At 63.7% G+C, this 22,050-nt stretch carries 17 protein-coding genes; all 17 read right to left on the bottom strand.

Features of this window, described 5'->3' with window-relative positions:
- Nucleotides 1-2: 2 nt before the first annotated feature.
- The 17 genes from ACN0S5_RS18700 to ACN0S5_RS18620 all read right to left on the bottom strand — a co-directional run bounded on the left by ACN0S5_RS18700 (nucleotide 3) and on the right by ACN0S5_RS18620 (nucleotide 21,960).
- Nucleotides 3-947, bottom strand: coding sequence for a glycosyl transferase family protein (locus tag ACN0S5_RS18700; protein WP_417210268.1), 945 nt, complete (start codon nucleotides 945-947; stop codon nucleotides 3-5).
- Nucleotides 944-3,574, bottom strand: a complete 2,631-nt coding sequence (locus ACN0S5_RS18695; protein ID WP_417210307.1) for a molybdopterin-dependent oxidoreductase — start codon at nucleotides 3,572-3,574, stop codon at nucleotides 944-946. The genes ACN0S5_RS18700 and ACN0S5_RS18695 overlap by 4 nt, the downstream gene beginning before the upstream one ends.
- A complete protein-coding gene (gene nirD, locus ACN0S5_RS18690) occupies nucleotides 3,574-3,906 on the bottom strand; it encodes a nitrite reductase small subunit NirD (RefSeq protein ID WP_417210267.1) in 333 nt (110 codons plus the stop codon). The genes ACN0S5_RS18695 and nirD overlap by 1 nt, the downstream gene beginning before the upstream one ends.
- Nucleotides 3,903-6,335 carry a nitrite reductase large subunit NirB gene (gene nirB, locus ACN0S5_RS18685; RefSeq protein ID WP_417210266.1) on the bottom strand — a complete coding sequence of 811 codons (2,433 nt, stop codon included), beginning with the start codon at nucleotides 6,333-6,335 and terminating at the stop codon, nucleotides 3,903-3,905. Before nirB ends, nirD begins: the two co-directional genes overlap by 4 nt.
- A gap of 13 nt (nucleotides 6,336-6,348) precedes the next feature.
- Nucleotides 6,349-7,290 (bottom strand): GAF domain-containing protein, encoded by a 942-nt coding sequence (locus tag ACN0S5_RS18680; RefSeq protein ID WP_417210265.1) that lies wholly within the window; start codon nucleotides 7,288-7,290, stop codon nucleotides 6,349-6,351.
- A complete protein-coding gene (locus tag ACN0S5_RS18675; protein WP_417210263.1) occupies nucleotides 7,287-8,978 on the bottom strand; it encodes an ABC transporter ATP-binding protein in 1,692 nt (563 codons plus the stop codon). Before ACN0S5_RS18675 ends, ACN0S5_RS18680 begins: the two co-directional genes overlap by 4 nt.
- 5 nt (nucleotides 8,979-8,983) lie before the next feature.
- A complete protein-coding gene (locus ACN0S5_RS18670) occupies nucleotides 8,984-10,066 on the bottom strand; it encodes an ABC transporter permease (protein WP_417210262.1) in 1,083 nt (360 codons plus the stop codon).
- 113 nt (nucleotides 10,067-10,179) lie between these two features.
- Complete coding sequence (locus ACN0S5_RS18665; RefSeq protein WP_417210260.1) at nucleotides 10,180-11,544, bottom strand: CmpA/NrtA family ABC transporter substrate-binding protein; 1,365 nt, start codon at nucleotides 11,542-11,544, stop codon at nucleotides 10,180-10,182.
- Between the two features lie 276 nt (nucleotides 11,545-11,820).
- Nucleotides 11,821-12,993: an ABC transporter substrate-binding protein gene (locus tag ACN0S5_RS18660; protein ID WP_417210259.1), complete on the bottom strand. Its 1,173-nt coding sequence runs from the start codon at nucleotides 12,991-12,993 to the stop codon at nucleotides 11,821-11,823.
- Nucleotides 12,990-13,574 (bottom strand): ANTAR domain-containing response regulator, encoded by a 585-nt coding sequence (locus ACN0S5_RS18655; protein ID WP_417210258.1) that lies wholly within the window; start codon nucleotides 13,572-13,574, stop codon nucleotides 12,990-12,992. Before ACN0S5_RS18655 ends, ACN0S5_RS18660 begins: the two co-directional genes overlap by 4 nt.
- 209 nt (nucleotides 13,575-13,783) lie before the next feature.
- Nucleotides 13,784-15,115: a flagellin gene (locus ACN0S5_RS18650; protein ID WP_417210257.1), complete on the bottom strand. Its 1,332-nt coding sequence runs from the start codon at nucleotides 15,113-15,115 to the stop codon at nucleotides 13,784-13,786.
- A 391-nt stretch (nucleotides 15,116-15,506) separates the two neighbouring features.
- Complete coding sequence (locus ACN0S5_RS18645; protein WP_417210255.1) at nucleotides 15,507-16,976, bottom strand: mannitol dehydrogenase family protein; 1,470 nt, start codon at nucleotides 16,974-16,976, stop codon at nucleotides 15,507-15,509.
- 65 nt (nucleotides 16,977-17,041) lie between these two features.
- The gene (locus ACN0S5_RS18640; protein ID WP_417210305.1) at nucleotides 17,042-17,812 is read right to left on the bottom strand and encodes an L-iditol 2-dehydrogenase; all 771 of its coding nucleotides are present in this window, start codon (nucleotides 17,810-17,812) and stop codon (nucleotides 17,042-17,044) included.
- Entirely contained in the window at nucleotides 17,812-18,816 is a 1,005-nt protein-coding gene (locus ACN0S5_RS18635) for an ABC transporter ATP-binding protein (RefSeq protein ID WP_417210254.1), read from the bottom strand. The genes ACN0S5_RS18640 and ACN0S5_RS18635 overlap by 1 nt, the downstream gene beginning before the upstream one ends.
- 11 nt (nucleotides 18,817-18,827) lie before the next feature.
- On the bottom strand, nucleotides 18,828-19,658 hold the full coding sequence (locus ACN0S5_RS18630; protein WP_417210252.1) for a carbohydrate ABC transporter permease: 831 nt from the start codon (nucleotides 19,656-19,658) through the stop codon (nucleotides 18,828-18,830).
- Nucleotides 19,659-19,670: 12 nt separating this feature from the next.
- The gene (locus ACN0S5_RS18625; RefSeq protein WP_417210250.1) at nucleotides 19,671-20,537 is read right to left on the bottom strand and encodes a carbohydrate ABC transporter permease; all 867 of its coding nucleotides are present in this window, start codon (nucleotides 20,535-20,537) and stop codon (nucleotides 19,671-19,673) included.
- A 118-nt stretch (nucleotides 20,538-20,655) separates the two neighbouring features.
- Nucleotides 20,656-21,960: an ABC transporter substrate-binding protein gene (locus tag ACN0S5_RS18620; protein ID WP_417210248.1), complete on the bottom strand. Its 1,305-nt coding sequence runs from the start codon at nucleotides 21,958-21,960 to the stop codon at nucleotides 20,656-20,658.
- Nucleotides 21,961-22,050 lie beyond the last annotated feature (90 nt).

Below are 22,050 nucleotides of genomic sequence, written 5' to 3'. Positions count from 1 at the left end.
TCCTAGGCCGAATGCAGAACGGAACGGGCGCGCCAGAGCGCGGTCAGGTCGGGCGCTGAGCCCAATGTGTCAAAGGCCAGCGCGGCGGTGCCCAGCACGATCTGGCGGGCAAACTCGGGGCCATTGTCGTCCTGCCATAGCGCGGTCAGCGCCTCAGTCGGCAGGTCCAGATCGGACAGCCGCCGGTGATCCTGTACGCGGGCCGGATAGCTGCCCTGCCATGGCACGCCGTCCCGCAGGCCAAAGCCCGCGATCTCCATGCCGGGATGCCGTTCGAACTCACCGCCGCCGCCTTTGATCACACTCAGGTTGCGCCAGTCCAATAGCTGTGCCGCATCCGCCTGCAACAGGCGGTAGGACGGGTGAAAGACCCCCTGCACGCTGGCGCTGGCGCGGCCCGGATTGAGCATCCGGCAAACCGTGTTCACGCAGGACCGCAGGCCCAGAGTGCGCCGCAGGTCCAGCAGGCGGAACAGTGCGGGATGCGCCGCCTCCAGCGGCAGATAGGCGATACCCTGTGCGTCCAAAGCGCGGGCCGCAGCCTCGGGCGTTTCAACCATCGGGATACCCAGCGCCGTCAGCCCCTGCCGGATGGCCGGGTCCGGCCCGTTCCAGCCGTGCAACAGCACACGCGCGCCGCTGTCCGCGACCAGCTTTGCCGCCAGCAGGAACCACGGCAGGCCGCGCGTGCGGCCCGCCGCATAGCAGGGCCAGTCCAGATCGGCCTGCGGCCAGTCCGCCAACGGGGCCTGTGCCGCGCGGGCGAACCCGGCGATTTCCTCCGCCGTCTCACCCTTCATCCGCAGCAACATCAGCAGCGCGCCAACCGCCTCTGGCGCGGCCCCTGCCAGCATCTGCGCCATGGCGTCGGCGGCCTCATCCTCGGTCAGCGACCGCGACCTGCCCGGCCCGCGCCCCAGCGTGCGCACATGGTCCGACAGGCTCATTCCGCGGCCTCCCGCGCCTGCACCATGGTCAGCAGGTCCGCCAGTTCCGGGCGGCACGATCCGCAGTTGGTGCCCGCCTGCAATGCTTCGCCGATGGCCTCGACCGACATCAGACCCCGCGCCTCGATCGCGGTGAGGATGGTGTTCACACCCACCCCGAAACACGAACACAGGATCGGCCCCGCGTCAGGCACATCCGCAGGCGACCGACCCGACAGCAGGCTCTGGTCAGGGGCATCCGGCATGGTGGCCAGATAGTCGCGCATCACCGCGACAGGTGTGGGCGACACAAAGAGCGCCGCAACCAGCCGTCCGTTTTCGCGAAACGCCAACCGTGCAACGCCCTGCCCCGGTCCGTGTACCGAAGACAGCTCTGCCTCCGGCAGGTCAAAAAGGGCGCGCGCCGCCGTCTGCCAGTCGGACGGCGTTTCAAGCCCCGCAAGCTCTGCGCGGCATCCGGCACGGGTGGTGCTGAGCGCCCAGTAGTCCGAGGTCGGCGTGATCGACCGGGCCGACACGGCAAACCCGTACCACGCGGCCTGTAGGCGGGTGACACGCACCACGCTGGCCTTGCTTTCCGGCTGACCCGAGATCGGATCGGTGACCGGCGCGACCAGCGCGTCGATCCGGGCCGAAGGTGCGGTCTCTCCGGTCCAGTGCATCGGGGCAAATACCTGTCCCCTCTGGACGACATCGGTGATCTTGGCGCGCAGGATGGCGCTGCCCTGAGGGCTGTCGACCTTCACCAGATCGGCAGACCCGATGCCAAGGCCGCTGGCATCCTGCGGGTGAATCTCCAGAAACGGCTCTGCCAGATGGGCGGCCAGACGCGGCGACAGGGCGGTGCGGGTCATCGTGTGCCACTGGTCACGGGTGCGTCCAGTGTTCAGCACAAAGGGATAGCGCGGCGCGGTCCGGGCTGCCGGGGCGCGCCAAGAAACGGGCAGGATACGCGCTTTGCCATCGGCGTGATAAAAGCCACCCTCCGCGAAAAAGCGCCCGCCCTGACGGGATGCCGACACCGGCCAGCGGGTGGGGGCCAGCGCGGCATAGCCCTCTGCCCCAAGGTCTTGCAGGCCGGAGATGTCGAAATCCCGCCCGAACCGTCCGGCGATACCCGACAGCGCGGCGTATTCGCGAAAGATTTCAACCGGCGACTGATAGTCGAAGGCCTCTCGCCACCCCATGCGGCAACCGACCTCTGCCAGGATCTCCCAATCGGGGCGGGCGTCACCGGGGGCGGGCAACGCCGCGCGCTGGCGGCTGATGGTGCGGTCGGAATTGGTGACGGTGCCGTCCTTTTCCGCCCATGCGCTGGCGGGCAGCAGCACATCGGCCAGCCGCGCAGTATCCGTGGCGGCGGTGATGTCGCTGACCACCGTAAAGGGGCAGGCCGCGATGGCGTCGCGCACCGCATCCGCATCGGGCATCGACACGGCCGGGTTGGTGTGGATGATCCACAGCGCCTTGATCCGCCCGTCGCCCACGGCGCGAAACATGTCCACCGCCTTGAGGCCCGGACGGTCCGGCACAAAGGGGGCCGCCCAGAAATCGCGCACCGCGGCGCGGTGATCGGCGTTTTCCAGATCCAGATGGCACGCCAGCATATTGGCCAGCCCACCCACCTCGCGCCCGCCCATAGCGTTGGGCTGGCCGGTAACCGACAGCGGGCCGGAACCAGGCTTGCCGATCCTGCCGGTGGCAAGGTGACAGTTCAGGATCGCGTTGACCTTGTCGCTGCCGCTGCTGGACTGGTTCACGCCTTGGCTGAAGATCGTGACGACCTTTTCGGTGCCGATCCACAGGCGGCAGAACTCGGCGATCTGTGCGGTATCCAGCCCGGTGACGGTCTCGTCATCCAGCGCTGCCTGTTCCAGCGCGGCCTCCAGACCCTGCGTGTGTGTCAGATAGCTGTGATCCAGTGCGCCAGCCCTGTCGATCTCGACCAGCAAGCGGTTGAACAGCGCCACATCAGATCCCGGCTGCAAGGCCAGATGCATATCGGCGCCATCACAGCTTGCCGTGCGGCGCGGGTCTATCACCACGATCCTGGTGCCGTGCGCGTTTCGCGCCGCCAGTACACGCTGATACAGAACCGGATGGCACCACGCGAGGTTCGATCCCACCAGCACCACAAGGTCCGCCTCTTCGATATCCTCGTAGGTGCCGGGAACCGTGTCCGTGCCAAAGGCGCGCTTGTGCCCGGCCACGGTCGAGGCCATGCAAAGCCGCGAGTTGGTGTCGATATTGGCCGAGCCGATGAACCCTTTCATCAGCTTGTTGGCGACATAATAATCCTCGGTCAGCAACTGGCCAGAGACGTAGAAGGCCACGCTGTCGGGGCCGTGCTGTGCGATGGTCTCTGAGAACCGCTCTGCCACCGTGTCCAGCGCCGTGTCCCAATCGACCTCCTGCCCGCCGATCCGCGGGGCCAGCAGCCGATGACCCAGACCCACGGTTTCGCCCAGCGCCGAGCCTTTGGAACACAGCCGCCCGCGGTTTGCCGGGTGGTCGGGATCGCCGCGCACGTCCAGCCCGCCCGCACCGTCCGGCGTCAGCAGAACACCACAGCCCACACCGCAATAGGGGCAGGTCGAGCGGACGGCCCCACACCCGGCCCCGTCCATCACGCGACGCTCCGCTGGCGCAGCACAGAGCCGTCGATCTGGATGCGCCCGGCGTCGACGCGCACCGGATAGGTGGCGATGCGCCCCTCATCCGCGCCCTGCGCCTGACCGGTGTTCAGATCAAAGACCCAGTTGTGCAGCGGGCATGTCACCGACTGCCCGTGCACGATCCCGTCCGACAGCGGCCCGCCCTTGTGCGGGCAGGTGTCGGAGACGGCAAAGACCTCATCCTCGGCGGTGCGAAAGACCGCAATACAGCCGACGTTGGTTTTCAACACGCGTGCGCCGCGCAGTGGCACCTCATCAATCGCGCCAATGTCAATCCAGCTCATTCCGCCGCCTCCAGTGTCAGATCGGCGAGCGGCTGATAGCGCTCTGCCTGTTGTGCGTGCTCGGCCCACGGGTCTTTGCGGTAGATTTGCTGCGACAGCTCAAACGCGGCGATCAGACGCTTGCGTTCCTCAAGGTCGTCAACCACCCGCTCCTTGACCCAGTCCAGACCAACCTTGGCGACCCATTTATACGCCCGGTCCAGATACTTGGCGTTCTCGCGGTAGAGCTGGACAAAGGCCACGGTCAGGTCGATCGCCTCTTGTTCCGTCGCGGCGACGGCCAGCCCTTCGGTTTCCTTCAGGTCCATGCCGGCGGCCCCCGCGACGCTGACCTGATAGCCACTGTCGACACAGATGATGCCCACGTCCTTGCAGGTCGCCTCGGCGCAGTTGCGCGGACAGCCGGAGACCGCCAGCTTGACCTTGTGCGGTGTCCACGACCCCCACAGCAGCTTTTCCAGCTTGATCCCCAAACCGGTGGAATCCTGCGTGCCAAAGCGGCAGTGATCGGTGCCGACACAGGTTTTGACCGTGCGCAAACCCTTGGAATAGGCGTGCCCGCTGACCATCCCGGCCTTGTTCAGATCGTCCCAGATGAAAGGCAAATCCGCACCCTTGACGCCCAGCAGGTCGATCCGCTGGCCCCCCGTCACCTTTACGGTCGGGACGTTGTATTTGTCCGCAGCATCGGCAATGGCGCGTAACTCATTGGCGGTGGTGATCCCGCCCCACATACGCGGCACCACGCTGAAGGTGCCGTCCTTCTGGATGTTGGCGTGCTTGCGTTCGTTGACGAACCGCGACTGCGGATCATCAAGGTATTCCACCGGCCAATCCGCCAGCAGGTAAAAGTTCACCGCCGGGCGGCAGACATGGCACCCGTTGCGGGTCTTCCAGCCCAGTTCCTGCCAGACCGCCTCCTGCGATTTCAGCTCTTGGGATTTGATCAGGCGGCGCACGTCCTCATGCGACAGGTCGCAGCAGGCGCAGATCGGCTGCACCGTCGGCATCTGAAAGTCATCGCCCAGCGTAACCTGCAACACCTGCTCAACCAGCCCGGTACAGGTCCCGCAGGAGGCGCTGGCCTTGGTCTGTGCCTTGATCGCGCCGAGGTCGGTTGCGCCCCCGGCGATGGCCTCGACGATCTGTCCTTTGCAAATGCCGTTGCACCCGCAGATTTCCGCCTCAGGCGGCAAGGCTGCAACGGCTGAGAGAGGGTCCGTTTGGCCACCTCCCTGATAGGACGGTCCGAATATCAGCGTCTCGCGCATGTCCGAGATATCGGTGCCGTCCTTGATCAACCCGAAGAACCAGTTGCCATCGGCGGTGTCGCCATACATCACCGCGCCGATCAGGCGGTCGTCCTCCAGCATCAGACGCTTGTAGACACCGCGCGCCGGGTCGCGGAACACCACGTCCTCGCGCCCCTCGCCTTCGGCGAAATCGCCCGCGCTGAACAGATCACAACCGGTGACTTTCAGCTTGGTCGCAATGTCCTTGACGACAAAGGCCGCAGGCTCGTCCATCAGGGTCTGCGCCAGTACCTTGGCCTGATCGTACAGCGGCGCGACGAGGCCAAACAGAGTGCCATCGAATTCGACGCATTCACCAACCGCAAAGACATCCGGGTCAGAGGTCGCCATCTGAGCGTCGACCTCGATCCCGCGCGCGACGCTAAGCCCCGCGTCATTGGCCAACCGGGTTTCGGGCCGGATGCCCACGGCCATGACAACCAGATCGGCGGGCAATGTCTCACCCCCCTCCAGCAGCACCGCTTCTACCCGATCCTTGCCGATGATCGCCTTGGTCGAGGCCTGCGTCTTGATGGTGATGCCGCGCTTTTCCAGATCCTTGCGCAGCAGATAGCCCGCCGCCTCGTCCAGTTGGCGTTCCATCAGGTGCCCCATCAGGTGCAGAACGGTCACGTTCATGCCGCGCAGAGCCAGCCCGGCCGCCGCCTCAAGGCCCAGAAGACCCCCGCCGATCACCACGGCGTTGCCGCCGTTGCCCGCCGCCTCGACCATCGCGTTGGTGTCGTCAAGATCGCGGTAAGTGATGACACCGGGCAGATCCTTGCCCGGCACCGGGATGATGAACGGGGCCGATCCGGTGGCAATCACCAGCTTGTCATAAGGCACCTCGCCCCCGGCCCCCGACACCACCTTGCGGGTCCGGTCAATGGCGGTTGTCGCCTCGCCAAAGCGGCAGGTGACGCCGCGCGCGGCGTACCAGTCCGCGTCATGGGTGACGATTTCCTCGTAGGTCTTTTCGCCAGACAGGACCGGCGACAGCATGATGCGGTTGTAGTTTCCGCGCGGCTCGGCGTTGAACAGGGTGATGTCCCAATTGTCCGGCTCTGCGTCGGTCAGATGCTCCAGCACCCGGCCAGAGGCCATTCCGGCCCCGATGACGACAAGTTTCTGTTTCATGTCATGTGACCTCTCAAATGTACCAGGCGACGATATGCGCCAGCTCGCCGCCCTGATGGATCGGCAAAGCAACCATGGTGTTGTACCCGGCGATCAGGCCGGACTGGCCGGACTGCACCACCGGCAGACCGGTGCCGATCACCCGCCCGATGGCCCCCTGAAAACCGGTCACGCGGCGTTCGTTGCCCGCGTTGTCCGGATCCCAAAGCGCCCCTTCGCGGGCGCAGATACCGTCCACCAGCAGCGCCGCATTGCCGCCGGCACGGGCTTTGCGCGCATCCCACAGCTCAAACCGGCGGGCGATGGGCGTGCCGCGCGCCGACAACAGCGTCATGACATAGGTCTTGTCCTGCGGCACCGGCACCGGCAGCCCCAGACCTGTGGTCAGCCCCGCCTTGCCCGCGCTTTCCGCGCGGACAAACCGATACCCGGACCCAAGGTCGCGCATCAGCATCGGATGACCAGAGACCCAGACGCCCCCGGGCAGGCCCTGCCCCTTTGGGAAACTGGTATGCTGGCTGACCCATTCGAAATGCTTGGCCGCGCCGTAATAGCCGTCGTCCAGCGTCAGCAGCCCGTCCTTTTCTTCCCAGACCTCGATTGCGCCGGTGCGGTCGGCGTCGTCGCCGCAAAGCACCACCAGAACCGCCTTCAGCACGTCCTCGGCAAAGATCGGGATCGCCACGGCGCTGGTCAGCCCCGCCTCTGCCGCCGCCTCGGTCCGCTTGAAGTAGGAACCGTCAAAGCCCTTGAGCACCACGGGGCGTTCCTCGGCCCATGCCTTGCCCGGCAGGCCCTCGCCTTTGGCGAATTCGGTCCCGCGTGAGGTGTCCTCAAAGGCGGTCAAGTCGCCATAGCTGCCCTCGACCAGCTTCAGCACGCCGCCCTCGGGCACCCAGACCTCTGTGACCTGAATGAATGTGCGGGTGGGTGTGTCGATGACCACGTCCATCATGCGGCCTCCTTGTCGTCAGATTTCACGGCAGCGGTGGCCGTCTTGGGCTTGGCACCGTGTTCATATTCCTCAAGAAAGCTCAGCACCTGCTCGCGGTAGTGGTAGTAATCGGGGTGTTCGAGCAGCGCCTTGCGGGTGCGCGGGCGGGGCAGGTCGACGTTGACGATCTTGCCGATCGTGGCCTGCGGTCCGTTGGTCATCATCACCACCCGGTCGGCCAGCAGGATCGCCTCATCGACGTCGTGAGTGACGCAGACGGCGGTGACCTTGGTCCGCGACCAGACCTCCATCAGCACTTCCTGCAATTCCCAACGGGTCAGGCTGTCCAGCATCCCGAACGGCTCATCCAGCAGCAGCAGCTTGGGCGACAGGGCAAAGGCCCGCGCGATGCCGACGCGCTGTTTCATGCCGTTCGACAGATCGACGGCGGGTTTGTCCATCGAATCCGCCAGACCGACGCGTTCCAGATAGTAATCCACCACGTCCTGCCGCTCGGCCCGGCTGGCGCGGGGGTAAACCTTGTCGACGCCGATGGCGCAGTTTTCGCGCGCCGTCAGCCATGGGAACAGCGAGGGCGACTGGAACACCACCGCGCGTTCGGGGTCAGCCCCCTCGACATGGCGGCCGTCCAGCTTGATCGCGCCCTTGGAGATCGCGTTCAGACCGGCGGCCATGGTCAGCACCGTGGACTTGCCACAGCCCGAATGTCCGATCAGCGAGATGAACTCTCCCCGGTCCATCTTCAGGTTGAAATCCTCGACCACGGTCAGCGGGCCCTTGGGCGTCGCATAGACCTTGTGCAACTGGCTGAAGTCGAGAAAGCGTTCGTCGATCAGCCCCTCTTGCGCGTCCGTGATGACCTTCGGCAGGCCGTGGATGGGGGTCACGTCGGGCAGGATCTTGCTGCCTTCGGCCCGCGCCTTGATGCCCACGTCCATCAGGTAATTGGTGACAGCGGCCCGCAGCGCCTTGAACTGGTCGTCGTGGTTCATCGCCGTGCGGTCGCGCGGGCGCTCGATCCCCACCTTGAACTCTTCGCCCAGCGTGCCGTCCGGGTTCAGCGCGATGATGCGGTCGGCCAGCAGGATCGCCTCGTCCACATCGTTGGTGATCAGCACGCAGGTCTTCTTGTCCGCCTCCCAGATATGCTCGATCTCTTCGGCAAGGTTGCCGCGCGTCAGCGCATCCAGCGCGCTCAGCGGTTCATCCAGCAACAGCACCTCGGGCGACATCGCCAGCGCCCGCGCCACGTTCACCCGCTGGCGCATCCCGCCGGACAGTTCCGAAGGACGGCGCGTGGCAGCGTGGGACAGGCCCACCATCTGCACATACTGCGCGACCTTTTCGGCTTTTTCCGCCTTGGGCATCTTCGGGAACACCGTGTCCACCGCCAGACGCACATTGCCCTCAACCGTCAGCCACGGCATCAGCGAGTAGTTCTGAAAGATTACTCCGCGTTCACGCCCCGGTCCGGTGATCGGCTGGCCGCGAAACGCCACGCTGCCCTTGGTGGGCTGTTCCAGCCCGGCCATCAGGTTGATCAGCGTGGTCTTTCCGGTGCCGGAAAAGCCCAGCAGCACCAGAAACTCCCCCTCTTCGACGCGCAGGTCGATATTTTTCAGCACATGGCTGGCATGGGTGCCGGTGCCAAAGCTTTTCGAGACGTTCTTGAATTCGATTACAGCCATGTCGCTCACCGATTGTTCGAGAAGGTGAAAAGGGACTGTAGAGCGAACATCACGCGATCCAGCAGGAAGCCGATGATGCCGATGGTCAGGACAGCGACCATGATCTTGGCCAGCGACTGGCTGGAGCCGTTCTGGAACTCATCCCAGACGAATTTGCCCAGACCGGGGTTCTGCGCCAGCATTTCCGCCGCAATCAGCACCATCCAGCCCACACCCAGCGACAACCGCAGCCCGGTAAAGATCAGCGGCAGCGCCGAGGGCAGCACCAGCTTGGTGATCTTGGTGTAGGTGTTCATCTTGAGCACCTTCGAGACGTTGATCAGATCCTTGTCGATGGAGGCCACGCCCAGCGCCGTGTTGATCAGCGTCGGCCAGAGCGAACACAGCGTCACGGTGATGGCCGAGATCAGGAACGACTTGGCGAACAGCCCGTCATTGCTGGTGTACATGGCCGACACGATCATCGTGACGATGGGCAGCCAGGCCAGCGGCGACACCGGTTTGAAGATCTGCACCAGCGGGTTGATCGCGGCATTTGCGGTGGCCGACAGACCGGCCATGATGCCCAGCGGCACCGCCACGATCGTCGCCAGCAAAAAGCCGAAGAAGACGGTTTTGATCGAGGTCCAGATCTGCTGGTAATAGCTGGGCGCGCCGGTGTAGGCGACGGATTTGACCTTGTCCGGCTCACCGGCGTCGATGAACTTCTGGTTGCGCTTGTCGACCATCGCCTCGAACTTGGCCTGCTTGGCGGCCTTGGCGAGCGCGTCGTCGTGCAGGTTCAGCGCCTCTTCCCAGACCTGCGCCGGGCCGGGCACCGCGCCCAGCGATGTCTGCACCTTGGGGGCCAGCGTGCCCCAGAGCAGCAGGAACACCATGATGGCGATCAGCGGCACCGCCAGCAAACGCCAGATTTCCTTCATCTGGGCGGCGGGATTGTCCCCCGCGGCCACCCGCAGGATCGGCGTGATCCAGTTCAGGCCAAAAGCCTGCAACCATTTGTCGGCGGTGTTGATGCGGGTGAACAGGCGGGCGCGGCGGGCCTCCTTGGCCTCGGCAGCGGTGAATTCGGGATCTAGGGTCGTCATGTCGTGCAGTCCTCGATCTGAGGGAGGAGGCTCCGGGTCTGCGCCCGGAGCGCGATGTACTGGGTGAAACGCGCCCCGGACCTGATCCGGGGCCTCGGCGAGATTGGCCGGTGTCAGCCCTTGACCTCGGCGCCGACCACCGTCTGCGCGCCCTTCAGGCCAATCGGCAGGCTTTCAAGGTAGGCGTTGGGCGCACGGCCATCGTATTCGATGCCGTCGATGATATCGGCCGCCGGGGTCGGCGCCTTGTAGCCATCGCTGTCCCAGGGGAAATCCGCCTCATTGGCCAGACCTTCGTCGACCAGCATGCGCGCGGCCTCCAGATAGATGTCCGGGCGATAGACCGAGCGCGCGACCTCATCGAACCAGTCATCCGACTTCGGCTCTGCGATCTGGCCCCAGCGGCGCATCTGCGTCAGGTACCAGACCGCGTCCGAGTAAAACGGATAGGTCGCGTTGTAGCGGAAAAAGACGTTGAAGTCGGGCACTTCGCGCTTGTCGCCCTTTTCGTATTCGAACGTGCCGGTCATCGAGTTGGCGATCACGTCATAGTCGGCTCCGACGTATTCCGCGCGGCTCAGGATCTCGACCGCCTCGGCGCGGTTGGCGTTGTCGTTCTCGTCCAGCCAGATGGCCGCGCGGATCAGCGCCTTGGTCACCGCGATGGTGGTGTTGGGGTTGGCCTCGGCGAAGTCGGCAGAGATGCCGAACACCTTTTCCGGGTTGTTTTTCCACAGTTCATAGTCGGTGATCACCGGCACGCCGATGCCCTTGAGAACCGCCTGCTGGTTCCACGGCTCCCCCACGCTGTAGCCGTTGATCGTCCCGGCCTCCAACGTGGCGGGCATCTGCGGCGGCGGCGTCACCGACAGCAGCACCTCGGCGTTGATCTGGCCGGTGATGTTCTCGGGTGAATAGAAACCGGGGTGCAACCCGCCAGCGGCCAGCCAGTACCGCAATTCATAGTTGTGGGTCGAGACCGGAAAGACCATGCCCATGTTGAACGGCTTGCCGTCGGATTTGAACGTCTCGACCACCGGGGCCAGCGCGCTTGCGCTGATCGGATGCACCGGCTTGCCGTCTTCCTGCGGGATGTTGGGCTTCATCATCTCCCAGACCTCGTTCGAGACGGTGATGCCGTTGCCGTTCAGATCCATCGAGAAAGGCGTGATGATATGCGCCTCGGTGCCGTAGCCGATGGTCGCCGCCAGCGGTTGACCGGCCAGCATGTGCGCGCCGTCCAACTGCCCGCCGATCACGCCGTCCAGCAGCACCTTCCAGTTGGCCTGCGCCTCCAGCGTGACAAACAGACCCTCGTCCAGAAAATAACCGTTCTCATAGGCCACGGCGAGTGGGGCCATGTCGGTCAGCTTGATAAAGCCGAAGGTCAGCTCATCCTTTTCAAGTTCCAGCATTTCGGCAAAGGCAGGGGTGACCAAGGCAGTGGTCGCCGCGAGGGAGAGGAGGAAAGACTTCATTCGGTCGGTTCCTTATTTTGGGGCACCCGGTTTCATCGCGAAACTCCGGGCAAGACAAATAGCCGCAAGCACGCTCCGCCTGTTGCAGGCAGAGAGTGAGCGGCGTTGCTCGGATGATCCCGATCTGTGGGAGGTATGTCGCGCGGGGCACGTCGTTGTGCTCCGGTGATCTCAGGATTTGCGAAAGCGTCCCTGCGATCAAGTGATTTTGCTGCGCTGCCGCAAAATTCCCGGATTCCGGAGAAAGACTACGCTGCACTGCCGCATTCTTAGGCGTCAACTGGCCTCGGGGTCAAATATGCGGCCATCAAAGAACGCATCCGGCGGCAGCAGAATCTGCCCTTTTTGCGATGCAACCGCCGTGGTTTCCCGAATCGCGCCTTCCAGTTTCTCTGATGCGCCCGGAAGATCGGCATTGGTCGACACCATCAGGTTCCGATAAATATCCGACCGGAAAACCTGCCCGGCTCTGGCGCGCGCCTCGCCCTCGTCCAACCCGAAACGCAGAGCAAGGCGGCTGGCGATCCATTTGGCTTGACTGCGCCACGGAAAGTTTGCCGCCCCGTCGTGAAAGCCGACAAAACCCGGCACGTCGCGCTGTTCGGCATGGCCAGAGATCGTGAACCGGCCGGTCAGCGCGCGGTCGATCAGTTCGGAAGGCAAATCCAGATAGGCCTTATGCGCCAGAATTTCGGCCGCCGATGTCCGGCTTTCGGGCGAATCCAGCCACCGCCCCGCCCGCCACACCGCCCGCATGAGCTTGCCCAGCAGGTGCGGTTCCGTCTCCGCCCAGTCGGTGCGCACGGCCAGCACCTTTTCCGGTGCCAGCGACCAGATCGCCTTGCCCGGCAGCAACAAGGCCCCGGCGGCACTTTCCACCGCCACCGAGCCCCATGGCTCACCAACGCAAACGGCATCCACATCGCCCTTGGCCAGCGCCTCGGCCATCAGTTGCGGCGGCACGGTGCGCACCTCGAACCCGACCCGCGCCATATCCGACGCCTCCAGCCAGTAGTGCAGCAATTCCACATGCATCGAAAACGGAAACGGCACGCCAAAGACCAGCGGACGGTCGGCGGCGGCGGCCAGCGCACGGGCGGCGGCGGCGGCATCGTGGAAATCGAATCCATAGCCCGATTGCCGCAAGCGCTGTTCCAGCGCGCGGCTGACGCCGATCATATTGCCATTCACCGACAGCACAGACACCGCCGAAATCGGCTGTGTCACGCCGCCCAGCCCCATCGCCATGGCCACTGGCACCGGCGACAGCAGATGCGCCGCATCGACCCTGCCAAAGGCCAGCATGTCGCGCACCGACGACCAGGACGGGGCGGAAATCAGGTCAAACTCGACCCCTTCTTCACGGGCAAATCCCATCTCGTGCGCCACCACCAACGGCGCCGCGTCCACCAGTGGCACGTAGGCAATTGGCAAGGTCACTGCCTTCATGACAGCAGCCCCGAGGCCGTGACCAGCGCCTCCGCCACCTCGGCCACGCGGCGTCCCTGATCCATCGCCGCCTTGCGCAACAGGGCATAGGCCGCTTCTTCCTCGATGCCGCGCGCCTTCATCAGCAGGCCCTTGGCGCGGTCGATGACCTTGCGTTCTTCCAAGGCGCGGCGCGTCTCTGCCAGTTCGCGGCGCATCTTGCGCACCATCTGGAACCGGGCAATGGCCGCGTCCAGCACCGGTTTCAGCCGTTCCGGTTTCATTCCGTCGACCACATAGGCCGACAGTCCCGCTTCGACCGCCTCGCGGGCGAGGTTGCCCGCCGCGCCGGAGACGAACATCGCCACCGGACGCTCCATCGGGCCGGAGGCCAGCGTCAATTCCTCAAGCATGTCGCGGGTCGGATTATCGATGTCGATCAGCACCACGTCTGGCGACAGCGCGGCAATGCGGCGCGCAAGGCTGGAAGCATTGCCGATGACATGCACCTCGTAGGGGCCGGATGCCTGCAAGGCATCCACGATCGCGATGGCGCGTTCGCGGTCTTCCTCGACGACAACAATGGTGATCCGGTCGCTCATGCCGGTTTGTCTCAGCTTGGAATGGGGCGGGCAAGGCGCACCGCCACAAAGAACGCCAACACCTGACGCATATGCCCAAAATTTAATCACATCAGCGGGTGCCGTGGGAAGAGGCGCCAAAGCCGGGGCGCAAACGAAAGGGGCGGCGCATGCGCACCGCCCCGTTCATCACCCGCCGCCCGGTTGGGCCACGGGACCGGATCTCTCGATCAGCCCTGGAACAGCGACAACAGCGACTGCGGTGCCTGATTGGCGATCGACAGGGCCTGAACACCCAGCTGTTGCTGGACCTGCAACGCCTGCAAACGGGCCGAAGCCTCTTCCATATCCGCGTCGACCAATGCGCCGATGCCGGATTTCAGAGCGTCCGTCAGCTGCGACACAAAGTCGGACTGTGTTTCGATCCGGCCCTGGGCCGAGCCAAAGGCCGCCGCGGCGTCAATGGCGATATCGATCAGGCCTTCCACCTCGATCAGCGCGGAATCCGCACCCGCCTGCGTGGTCACATCGATATTGGCCAACTCTTCGAGGCGGCCGCCGATTGTGGTGTCGGTCACGGCATAGCTGCGCACCTGCACAGAGAAGTTGTCGCCGGTGTTGTTGGCGCCGGTGAAATCAAGCTGGTTGGCGTTGGTGCCGTTCACGGCGGCCGCGATGCCCAGACCCTCGGTGATGTCTGAATTGTCCGCGACATACTTGTTAAAGGCCGCGACCAGCCCGCGGGTGACATCGGCCTCCGTATCGCCGTCACGGGCGACGTAGGTGATTTCCTGCGCGCCAGCCGTAGCGGTGGTGTTGAAGGTCGCAAGGCCAGCAGCACCGGCGGTGATTTCAATCGAAAAGCCGGTGCCTGCGGCGACGGTTGCGGTGCCCGCACCAGCCGTCTGGCCGATGACGGCAAGGGTGGTCGGCTGGGTCGCGGCGCCGGTCAGGGCCACCGCCGCCGTGTTGGCCGCACCCGAGGCGGCGTCGGTGCCGACCGCCGTGGCCGAGGCTGATGCCACATCGATCGATGCGGCCGATGTGCCCAGATCCTGTTTGTTGACAGTGATGTCCGACGCGGTCACCCCCGTTCCCGACCGATCCAGCGAGGCCAGAATGTTGACCCGGCCGGTCCCGGCGGTTGTCTCGGTGTTCGACAGCAGGTTGAGACCGTTGAACTGCGCCGCGCCGACAACCGCAGAAATCTGGTCGCGCAGCGCGTTGATGTCATCCTGAATCTTGGCGCGGTCGACGTTTTCTTCCTGCGCCGCAACGATGCGGGATTTGATCTCGGTCAGAAGATCGGTTGTGGTTTCTGCGGCCTGGCGCGCCACGGAAACGGTCGATTGGCCCAGATTGAGGCTGTCGGAGATGCCCTTGAACCCCTTTACGTCGGCTTCCATCACCTTCGAGATGGCCCAGACGGCGGAGTTGTCCTTGGCGGTGGCGACACGTTTGCCGGTCGAGATTTCCGACTGGGTATCCGAGAGGCTGGCATTGATGGATTTGAGGGTTTGCAGCGCCACCATGGCGCCGTTGTTCGTCAGGATGCTAGACATATTCTTGCCCTTGCTGTTCGTAAGCGCGTTTTGCGCCGGTTTCATTTGCCGCATGCGGCTTTGCTGACGTCGTTCTGACGGATGCAGACCTTGGTTTCGGACCGCGCCACCGCTTCAGGTGCGCCGCCAACCTCACCGTTCCGAATGAACAGAAGCCTAAAACCCGCATCGTGCTTGCATAGAATTTGTCTGAAACCTGAAAGGTCGGGCCGGTGCATCTGTTCCAAACGCACAAAACCCACCCCTGAAACGCCTTGCCCCCGGCAGCGGACTGCCGGGGGCAAGGCACGGGACATACATAAGTACACCTGTGGAACCTGTTGATTTTATTGACCCACCGGCCAACAGCGTCCCGGAAACCCTGTCAGGCGACCGCCGGGATTGCCGCGCGTCACGCCAGATAGGCGCGGATGGCCGCCTCTGTCCCGTCGCTCCAGATCGTGTGCAGCGCCTTGGCAAAGCTTGCGGCGAAACCCGCATGGTCGGCGAGGTCGCCATAAATCTGACGCTGCTCCAGCCAGACCTGCGGCGTCTCTCTTGCCACAATCGCCACCGCCTGCATTTCGCTCCAGAACGGATCGTTCGGCGCGATCTCAGAGCCGTTCTCCCGCGTGCCCGCATACATCCGCGCCCAGAGCGCCTCGACCAGTGCGAGCCCCTCATACGGTTGCCCCGCCGCCAGCGCCTCGCGCAGGGTCGGCAGCAAAAAGCCCGGATGTCGGGACGAGCCGTCAAAGGCCACGCGCCGGGTGGTGTCGACAATCCGGGGATTGGAAAAGCGGCGGTGGATCAGGTCGACATAATCCAGCGGGGCCATGCCCGGCACCGCGTCAACGTGGGGCACGATCTCGGTGCTGGCCAGCTTGTGGAACAGCGCCCCGATCAGCGGATGCGCCATGCAGCCTGCTATCGTCTCGACCCCCAGAACCTCACCGGGGTTGGCGACAACCTGATGCCCGCCGTTCAGGATACGGATTTTCATGGTCTCGTAGGCGTGGACGTCGTCGGAAAAGGTTGCCCCCGCCTTGTCCCAATCCGGCCGCCCGGCGCAAAAATTGTCCTCGATCACCCATTGACGAAAGTTCTCATGTGTGACCGGCACCGCATCGTCGAGGCCAAGCTGGCGCACCAGCGCCAGTTCGTTCGGCCCGGTGGCGGGCACGATGCAGTCGACCATGGCATCGGGAAAGGTACAATTGGCGTCGATCCAGTCCGCCAGCGCCGGATCGGACAGCCGCGCCAGCGACACAACGGTCTGCCGCAGCACCGCGCCATTGCCTTGCAGATTGTCGCAGCTTTGGCCGGTGAACGGCCCGGTGCCCGCGTCGCGGCGCAGCCGCAGCGCGGCAATCATCGCCCCAAAGGCGGTGCGTGGCATCGACGGGTTGGCGGCGTCGTGCTGGATATCGGGGTGCTTGGCGTCGAACCCTTTGGTGACGGGGTCGATGTAGTATCCCCCCTCTGTCACGGTCAGCGCAACGATGCGGATCGCCGGATCGGTCATGCGCTGGATCAACGGGCCATTGCCCTCGACGATCGGCACATAGTCGATCATCGAGCCGACAACCTCGGCGGAACTGCCCGCCGGGTCCAGCTCGATCAGCGTGGTCAGATAGTCCTGTTCGGCCATCTTCAGGCGCTGCGCCTCATCGTAGGGACGCACACCCGCGCCGACGATGGCCCAGTCCTGCGCCAGCCCCTGCTGCATCAGCCGGTGCAGATACCATGCCTGATGCCCGCGATGAAAATTCCCAAGACCGATATGCACGATCCCCGGCGTCAGCGCGCTGCGGTCATAGGTGGGAACGGCCACGCCTTCCGGCAGGTCGGACAGATTGGCGGAGCAAAGCTTGATCGCCATGGGAACCTCACGTGGTTGTCGGGGGATTGCCCCCGGTCTCGTTTCTTGGCGCGCAGCGGAGGCTGTCAGCTCATCCATTGCCCGCCATCGACGTTGTAGGTCTGCGACACGATGTAATCGGCCTCGGACGAGGCGAGGAACACGGCCATGCCCGCCAGATCCGCGGGCGTCGCGTAACGGCCTGCGGGCACGCTGGCCTCGACCTCGCGCTTTTTCTGGCCCGGTGCCTTGCCTTCAAGCTTGGCGAACATCGCATCCACATGAACCCAGTGTTCACCATCCACCACGCCGGGCGCGATGGCGTTCACGTTGATGCCGTGCTGGATCAGGTTCAGCCCGGCGGATTGCGTCATCGAGATCACCGCTGCCTTGGTCGAGCAGTAAACAAGCACCAGCGACTCGCCGCGCCGCCCGGCCTGTGACGCCATGTTGATGATCTTGCCGCCGTGGCCCTGCGCAATCATCTGCTTTGCCGCCGCCTGCATGGTGAACAATGTCCCCGCGACATTGATCGCATACAGCCGGTCATAGCTGTCGCGGGTGATGTCCACCGTATGCGCGGCGTCAAAGACCGCCGCGTTGTTGATCAGGATGTCCAGCTTGCCCGCCCGGTCCACCACCGATGCAATAGCTGCGTCGATGCTGTCCTGCCGGGTTACGTCCAGATGCACCGCATAGGCGCCCGCGCCGATGTCAGAGGCGGCGGCCTCCGCCGCCTCCATGTTGATGTCGCCGATCGCCACCGTGGCACCTTCGCGCGCATAGGCTTCGGCAAAGCCCTTGCCGATGCCACGGGCGGCCCCGGTGATCAGGGCGGATTTTCCGTCAAGCCGCATCATGCGATGCGCAACCCCTCTGCATCGAAGCGATGCAGATGATCCAGGTTCGGCGTCAGATAGACCGTGTCACCGTGACCCACCGGGATTTCACCGCCAACCCGCACCGTCATCGGATCGCAACCCGGAACGCCGTGCACGTGGATAAAGGTGTCCGATCCCAGATGCTCGGCCACGCCGACCTGCCCCTTCCACAGGCCGTCGGTGGACGACACCTCGATATGCTCGGGGCGGATGCCGATGGTATCGGCATTGTGTTTGGCCGCTTCGACACCCTCGACGAGGTTCATCTTGGGCGAACCGATGAAGCCGGCCACAAACTTGTTGCGCGGCGCACGGTACAGCTCCAGCGGGCTACCCACCTGTTCGATCACGCCGGCATGCAGCACCACGATCTTGTCGGCCATGGTCATGGCCTCGACCTGATCGTGGGTCACATAGATCATCGTGGTCGCCAGCTTCTTGTGCAACTCGCTGATTTCCATCCGCATGCCCACACGCAGCGCGGCATCAAGGTTGGACAGCGGTTCGTCGAACAGGAAGGCCTCTGGCTCCCGCACGATGGCGCGACCGATGGCGACCCGCTGACGCTGACCGCCGGACAGTTGCCCCGGACGACGGTCAAGATAGTCGGTCAGGTTCAGCGCCTTCGCCGCCGAGGCGATCCGCTTGTCCTGCTCGGCCTGATCCATCCCCGCCATCCGCATCGGGAAGGCGATGTTCTTGCGCACCGTCATATGCGGGTACAGCGCATAGGACTGGAACACCATCGCCAGCTTGCGCTTGGCCGGGGGCAGCGATGTGGCGTCCTGACCGTCGATCTCGATCGTGCCGGCGGTCATGTCCTCCAGCCCGGCGATCAGCCGCAACAGTGTGGACTTGCCGCAGCCCGACGGGCCGACAAACACCACGAACTCGCCATCGTTGATTTCAAGATCCAGCGGCGGGATGACCGTCACGTCGCCAAAGGATTTCTTGACCTGCTTGAGTTGAATACGTCCCATGGGTCCCCCCCTTATTTCACTGCGCCGAAGGTCAAGCCCCGGACAAGTTGTTTCTGGCTGAACCAGCCCATGATCAGGATCGGCGCGATGGCCATGACAGAGGCCGCCGAGAGTTTTGCGTAGAACAGGCCCTCGGGGCTGGAATAGCTGGCGATAAAGGCCGTCAGCGGTGCCGCCTTGGCTGCGGTCAGGTTGAGCGTCCAGAACGCTTCGTTCCAGGCAAGGATGACATTGAGCAACAGGGTCGAGGCGATGCCCGGCACTGCCATCGGCGTCAGAACGTAGAGGATTTCCTCTTTGAGCGATGCGCCGTCCATCCGTGCCGCTTCGAGGATCTCACCGGGGATTTCCTTGAAGTAGGTGTAGAGCATCCAGACAATGATCGGCAGGTTGATCAGCATCAGGACGATGACCAGACCGATCCGCGTATCCAGCCAACCCAGTTTGATGAACATCAGGTAGATTGGATACAGAACGCCAACCGCGGGCAGCATCTTGGTCGAGAGCATCCACAGCAGGATGTCCTTGGTCCGGGCGGAGGGCACAAAGGCCATCGACCAGGCGGCGGGGACCGCGATGATCACCCCCAGTATGGTCGACCCGCCCGCGATGATGACCGAGTTCCACAGGAACCGCATATAGTCAGAGCGTTCCTGCACCACCGTATAGTTTTCCAACGTCCAGTCGAAAAACAGGAAGACCGGTGGATCTGCGATTGCCTGCGCCTCTGTCTTGAAGCTGGTCAGGATCGTCCAGAGGATCGGGAAGAAGATCAGCAGACCAACACCCCACGCGAAGGCGGTATTGAGTGCTTTGCGTTGTGACGTAACAGCGCGTGCCATGATGTTCCCTCCTCAGGCGTCCAGGTTCTTGCCGACGATGCGCATCAGGAAGAGCGCAACGATATTGGCGAGAATGATTGCGTAAACACCACCAGCAGACCCCAGACCGATGTTCTGGCTTTCCAGCACACGCTGGAAGATCAGGTAGGTCAGCGTCTTGGTTCCGAATGCACCGCCTGTGGTGACAAAGATCTCTGCAAAGATGGACAGCAGGAAAATCGTCTGGATCAGGACCACAATGGTGATGGCGCGGCCAAGGTGCGGCAGGATGATGGAGAAGAAGCGAGAGAGCGGCGGCGCGCCGTCCATCTCTGCGGCTTCCAACTGTTCGCTGTCCAGCGACTGGATCGCGGTCAGCAGGATCAGCGTCGCAAAGGGCAGCCATTGCCAGCTGACGATCATGATGATCGATTCCAGCGACGCCTGACTAAGCCACGAAACCGGCTCTGCCCCGAAAAACTTCCACAGGTGGGCGAACAATCCGTTCACCGGGTCCATGAACATGTTCTTCCAGACCAGCGCCGACACGGTCGGCATCACGAAGAACGGTGCAATCACAAGGATACGGACGATCCCCTGTCCCCACATCGGCTGATCCAGCAGCATGGCCAGAAGCACACCGAAAACGACAGTGATGATCAGAACCCCACCCACGATAATCAGGGTGGTCATAACGCTGGGCCAAAACGCGCTCGAGGTTACGAAACGGACGTAGTTGTCAAAACCGGCCCATCCCAGATCCCCGCCGCGCAGCGGCAGATACTTACGGAATGAGAACCACAGGGTCATGCTCAGCGGGACGAGCATCCAGACCAGAAGCAGAAAAACCGCGGGGGCCATCATCAGACGGGCTGCGGATCGCGAATGCAGGGTCGCCATGGCGCGCCTCCTCCCTTGGCGACGCGGGGTCGCCATTTCTATTCATGTCATTGGGTGAGTGGGTGTGGTGCTGAATCCGGAGGGCGGTTGCCCCCGCCCTCCGGACAGGGAGGATGCCTCAGTAACCTGCGGCTTCCATTGCGTCGACCGTCAGGGCCTGCGCCTTTTCCAGCGCTTCTGCCACGGTCTGCTGACCGGCATAGACCGCCGAGAATTCCTGGCTCACGTCGGTCGCGATACCGGCGAATTCGGGGATGGCGACGAACTGGACACCGACATAGGGAACCGGGTCAACCGTCGGGTTGTTCGGGTCAGCGGCGAGGATCGAGTCCAGCGTCTTCTGAGCGAAGGGAACCTTCTGGTACTCGGGGTTCTCATACAGCGAGGTCCGCGCGCCCGGAGGAACGTTGGCCCAGCCTTCGTTGGCGGCAACCAGCTCGATATAGTCCTTCGAGGTGGCCCATTCGATGAACTCTTTGGCCGCGTCAGCCTTTTGTGTGCCCGCCGGGATCGCCAGCGCCCATGCCCAGAGCCAGTTGGCGCGCTTTTCGACGCCTTCGTGGTTTGGTGCCAGAGCAAAGCCGACCTTGTCAGCCACGGTCGAGTCGTTTGGGTTGGTCACGAAGGACGCCGCAACGGTGGCGTCGATCCACATGCCGCATTTGCCCTGCTGGAACAGCGACAGGTTTTCGTTGAACCCGTTGGTCGCGTATCCCGGAGGGCCCGCATCGTTCATCAGGTTCACGTAGAAGGTAAGCGCCTCTTCCCACTCGGGCTGATCGAACTGGGGGGTCCAGTTTTCGTCGAACCAGCGAGCGCCGAACGAGTTTGCCGTCACGGTGATCAGCGCGCCGCCTTCACCCCAGCCAGCCTTGCCACGCAGGCAGATGCCGTTGATCTCGGCGTCACGGTCGGTCATGGCGACGGCCGCTTCGCGGATGAATTCCCATGTCGGCGCGTCGGGCATTTCCAGACCGGCGGCTTCCATCAGGTCGGTGCGGTACATGATCATCGAGCTTTCGCCGTAGAACGGGGCCGCGTACAGCGTGCCGTCATGGCTCAGACCGTTGCGCATGGCGGGCAGCAGGTCGTCGACGTCGTACTCTTCCGACAGATCGTCCAGCGGAACCAGCCAGCCGTTTGCGCCCCAGATCGGGGTCTCATACATGCCGATCGTCATGATGTCGAAGGACCCACCCTTGGTGGTGACGTCGGTGGTGACGCGCTGGCGAAGAACGTTTTCTTCCAGCGTGACCCAGTTTACTTCGTGACCGGTTTTCGCGGTGAAGTCAGCCGTGAGGCCCTGCATGCGGATCATGTCGCCGTTGTTCACGGTTGCGATGGTCAGCACCTCGGCAGTCAGCGCGGTGGCAGACACCGACACGAGCGCGGAAGCCGCAAAAAATGCGCCTTTCAAAGTCATCCAATTTCCTCCCTTGGATCTCAGTATTCACGCACTCATCGTGACCGAGGGAGAGCAACGAGTCAACAAAATCTTTACGGGAGTAAAATT

The organism is Antarctobacter sp. (genome assembly GCF_048262615.1).
In the GTDB taxonomy this organism is placed as follows: domain Bacteria; phylum Pseudomonadota; class Alphaproteobacteria; order Rhodobacterales; family Rhodobacteraceae; genus Antarctobacter.
This window is presented reverse-complemented; position numbering and strand designations above follow the sequence as displayed.

Coding starts and splice junctions, on each gene's coding strand:
- ACN0S5_RS18665 (WP_417210260.1), bottom strand. CDS start 11,544: ATGAAGTCTTTCCTCCTCTCCCTCGCGGCGACCACTGCCTTGGTCACC.
- ACN0S5_RS18635 (WP_417210254.1), bottom strand. CDS start 18,816: ATGGGACGTATTCAACTCAAGCAGGTCAAGAAATCCTTTGGCGACGTG.
- ACN0S5_RS18670 (WP_417210262.1), bottom strand. CDS start 10,066: ATGACGACCCTAGATCCCGAATTCACCGCTGCCGAGGCCAAGGAGGCC.
- ACN0S5_RS18700 (WP_417210268.1), bottom strand. CDS start 947: ATGAGCCTGTCGGACCATGTGCGCACGCTGGGGCGCGGGCCGGGCAGG.
- ACN0S5_RS18680 (WP_417210265.1), bottom strand. CDS start 7,290: ATGATGGACGTGGTCATCGACACACCCACCCGCACATTCATTCAGGTC.
- nirB (WP_417210266.1), bottom strand. CDS start 6,335: ATGAAACAGAAACTTGTCGTCATCGGGGCCGGAATGGCCTCTGGCCGG.
- nirD (WP_417210267.1), bottom strand. CDS start 3,906: ATGAGCTGGATTGACATTGGCGCGATTGATGAGGTGCCACTGCGCGGC.
- ACN0S5_RS18620 (WP_417210248.1), bottom strand. CDS start 21,960: ATGACTTTGAAAGGCGCATTTTTTGCGGCTTCCGCGCTCGTGTCGGTG.
- ACN0S5_RS18650 (WP_417210257.1), bottom strand. CDS start 15,115: ATGTCTAGCATCCTGACGAACAACGGCGCCATGGTGGCGCTGCAAACC.
- ACN0S5_RS18660 (WP_417210259.1), bottom strand. CDS start 12,993: ATGAAGGCAGTGACCTTGCCAATTGCCTACGTGCCACTGGTGGACGCG.
- ACN0S5_RS18655 (WP_417210258.1), bottom strand. CDS start 13,574: ATGAGCGACCGGATCACCATTGTTGTCGTCGAGGAAGACCGCGAACGC.
- ACN0S5_RS18645 (WP_417210255.1), bottom strand. CDS start 16,976: ATGGCGATCAAGCTTTGCTCCGCCAATCTGTCCGACCTGCCGGAAGGC.
- ACN0S5_RS18625 (WP_417210250.1), bottom strand. CDS start 20,537: ATGGCGACCCTGCATTCGCGATCCGCAGCCCGTCTGATGATGGCCCCC.
- ACN0S5_RS18640 (WP_417210305.1), bottom strand. CDS start 17,812: ATGCGGCTTGACGGAAAATCCGCCCTGATCACCGGGGCCGCCCGTGGC.
- ACN0S5_RS18630 (WP_417210252.1), bottom strand. CDS start 19,658: ATGGCACGCGCTGTTACGTCACAACGCAAAGCACTCAATACCGCCTTC.
- ACN0S5_RS18695 (WP_417210307.1), bottom strand. CDS start 3,574: ATGGACGGGGCCGGGTGTGGGGCCGTCCGCTCGACCTGCCCCTATTGC.
- ACN0S5_RS18675 (WP_417210263.1), bottom strand. CDS start 8,978: ATGGCTGTAATCGAATTCAAGAACGTCTCGAAAAGCTTTGGCACCGGC.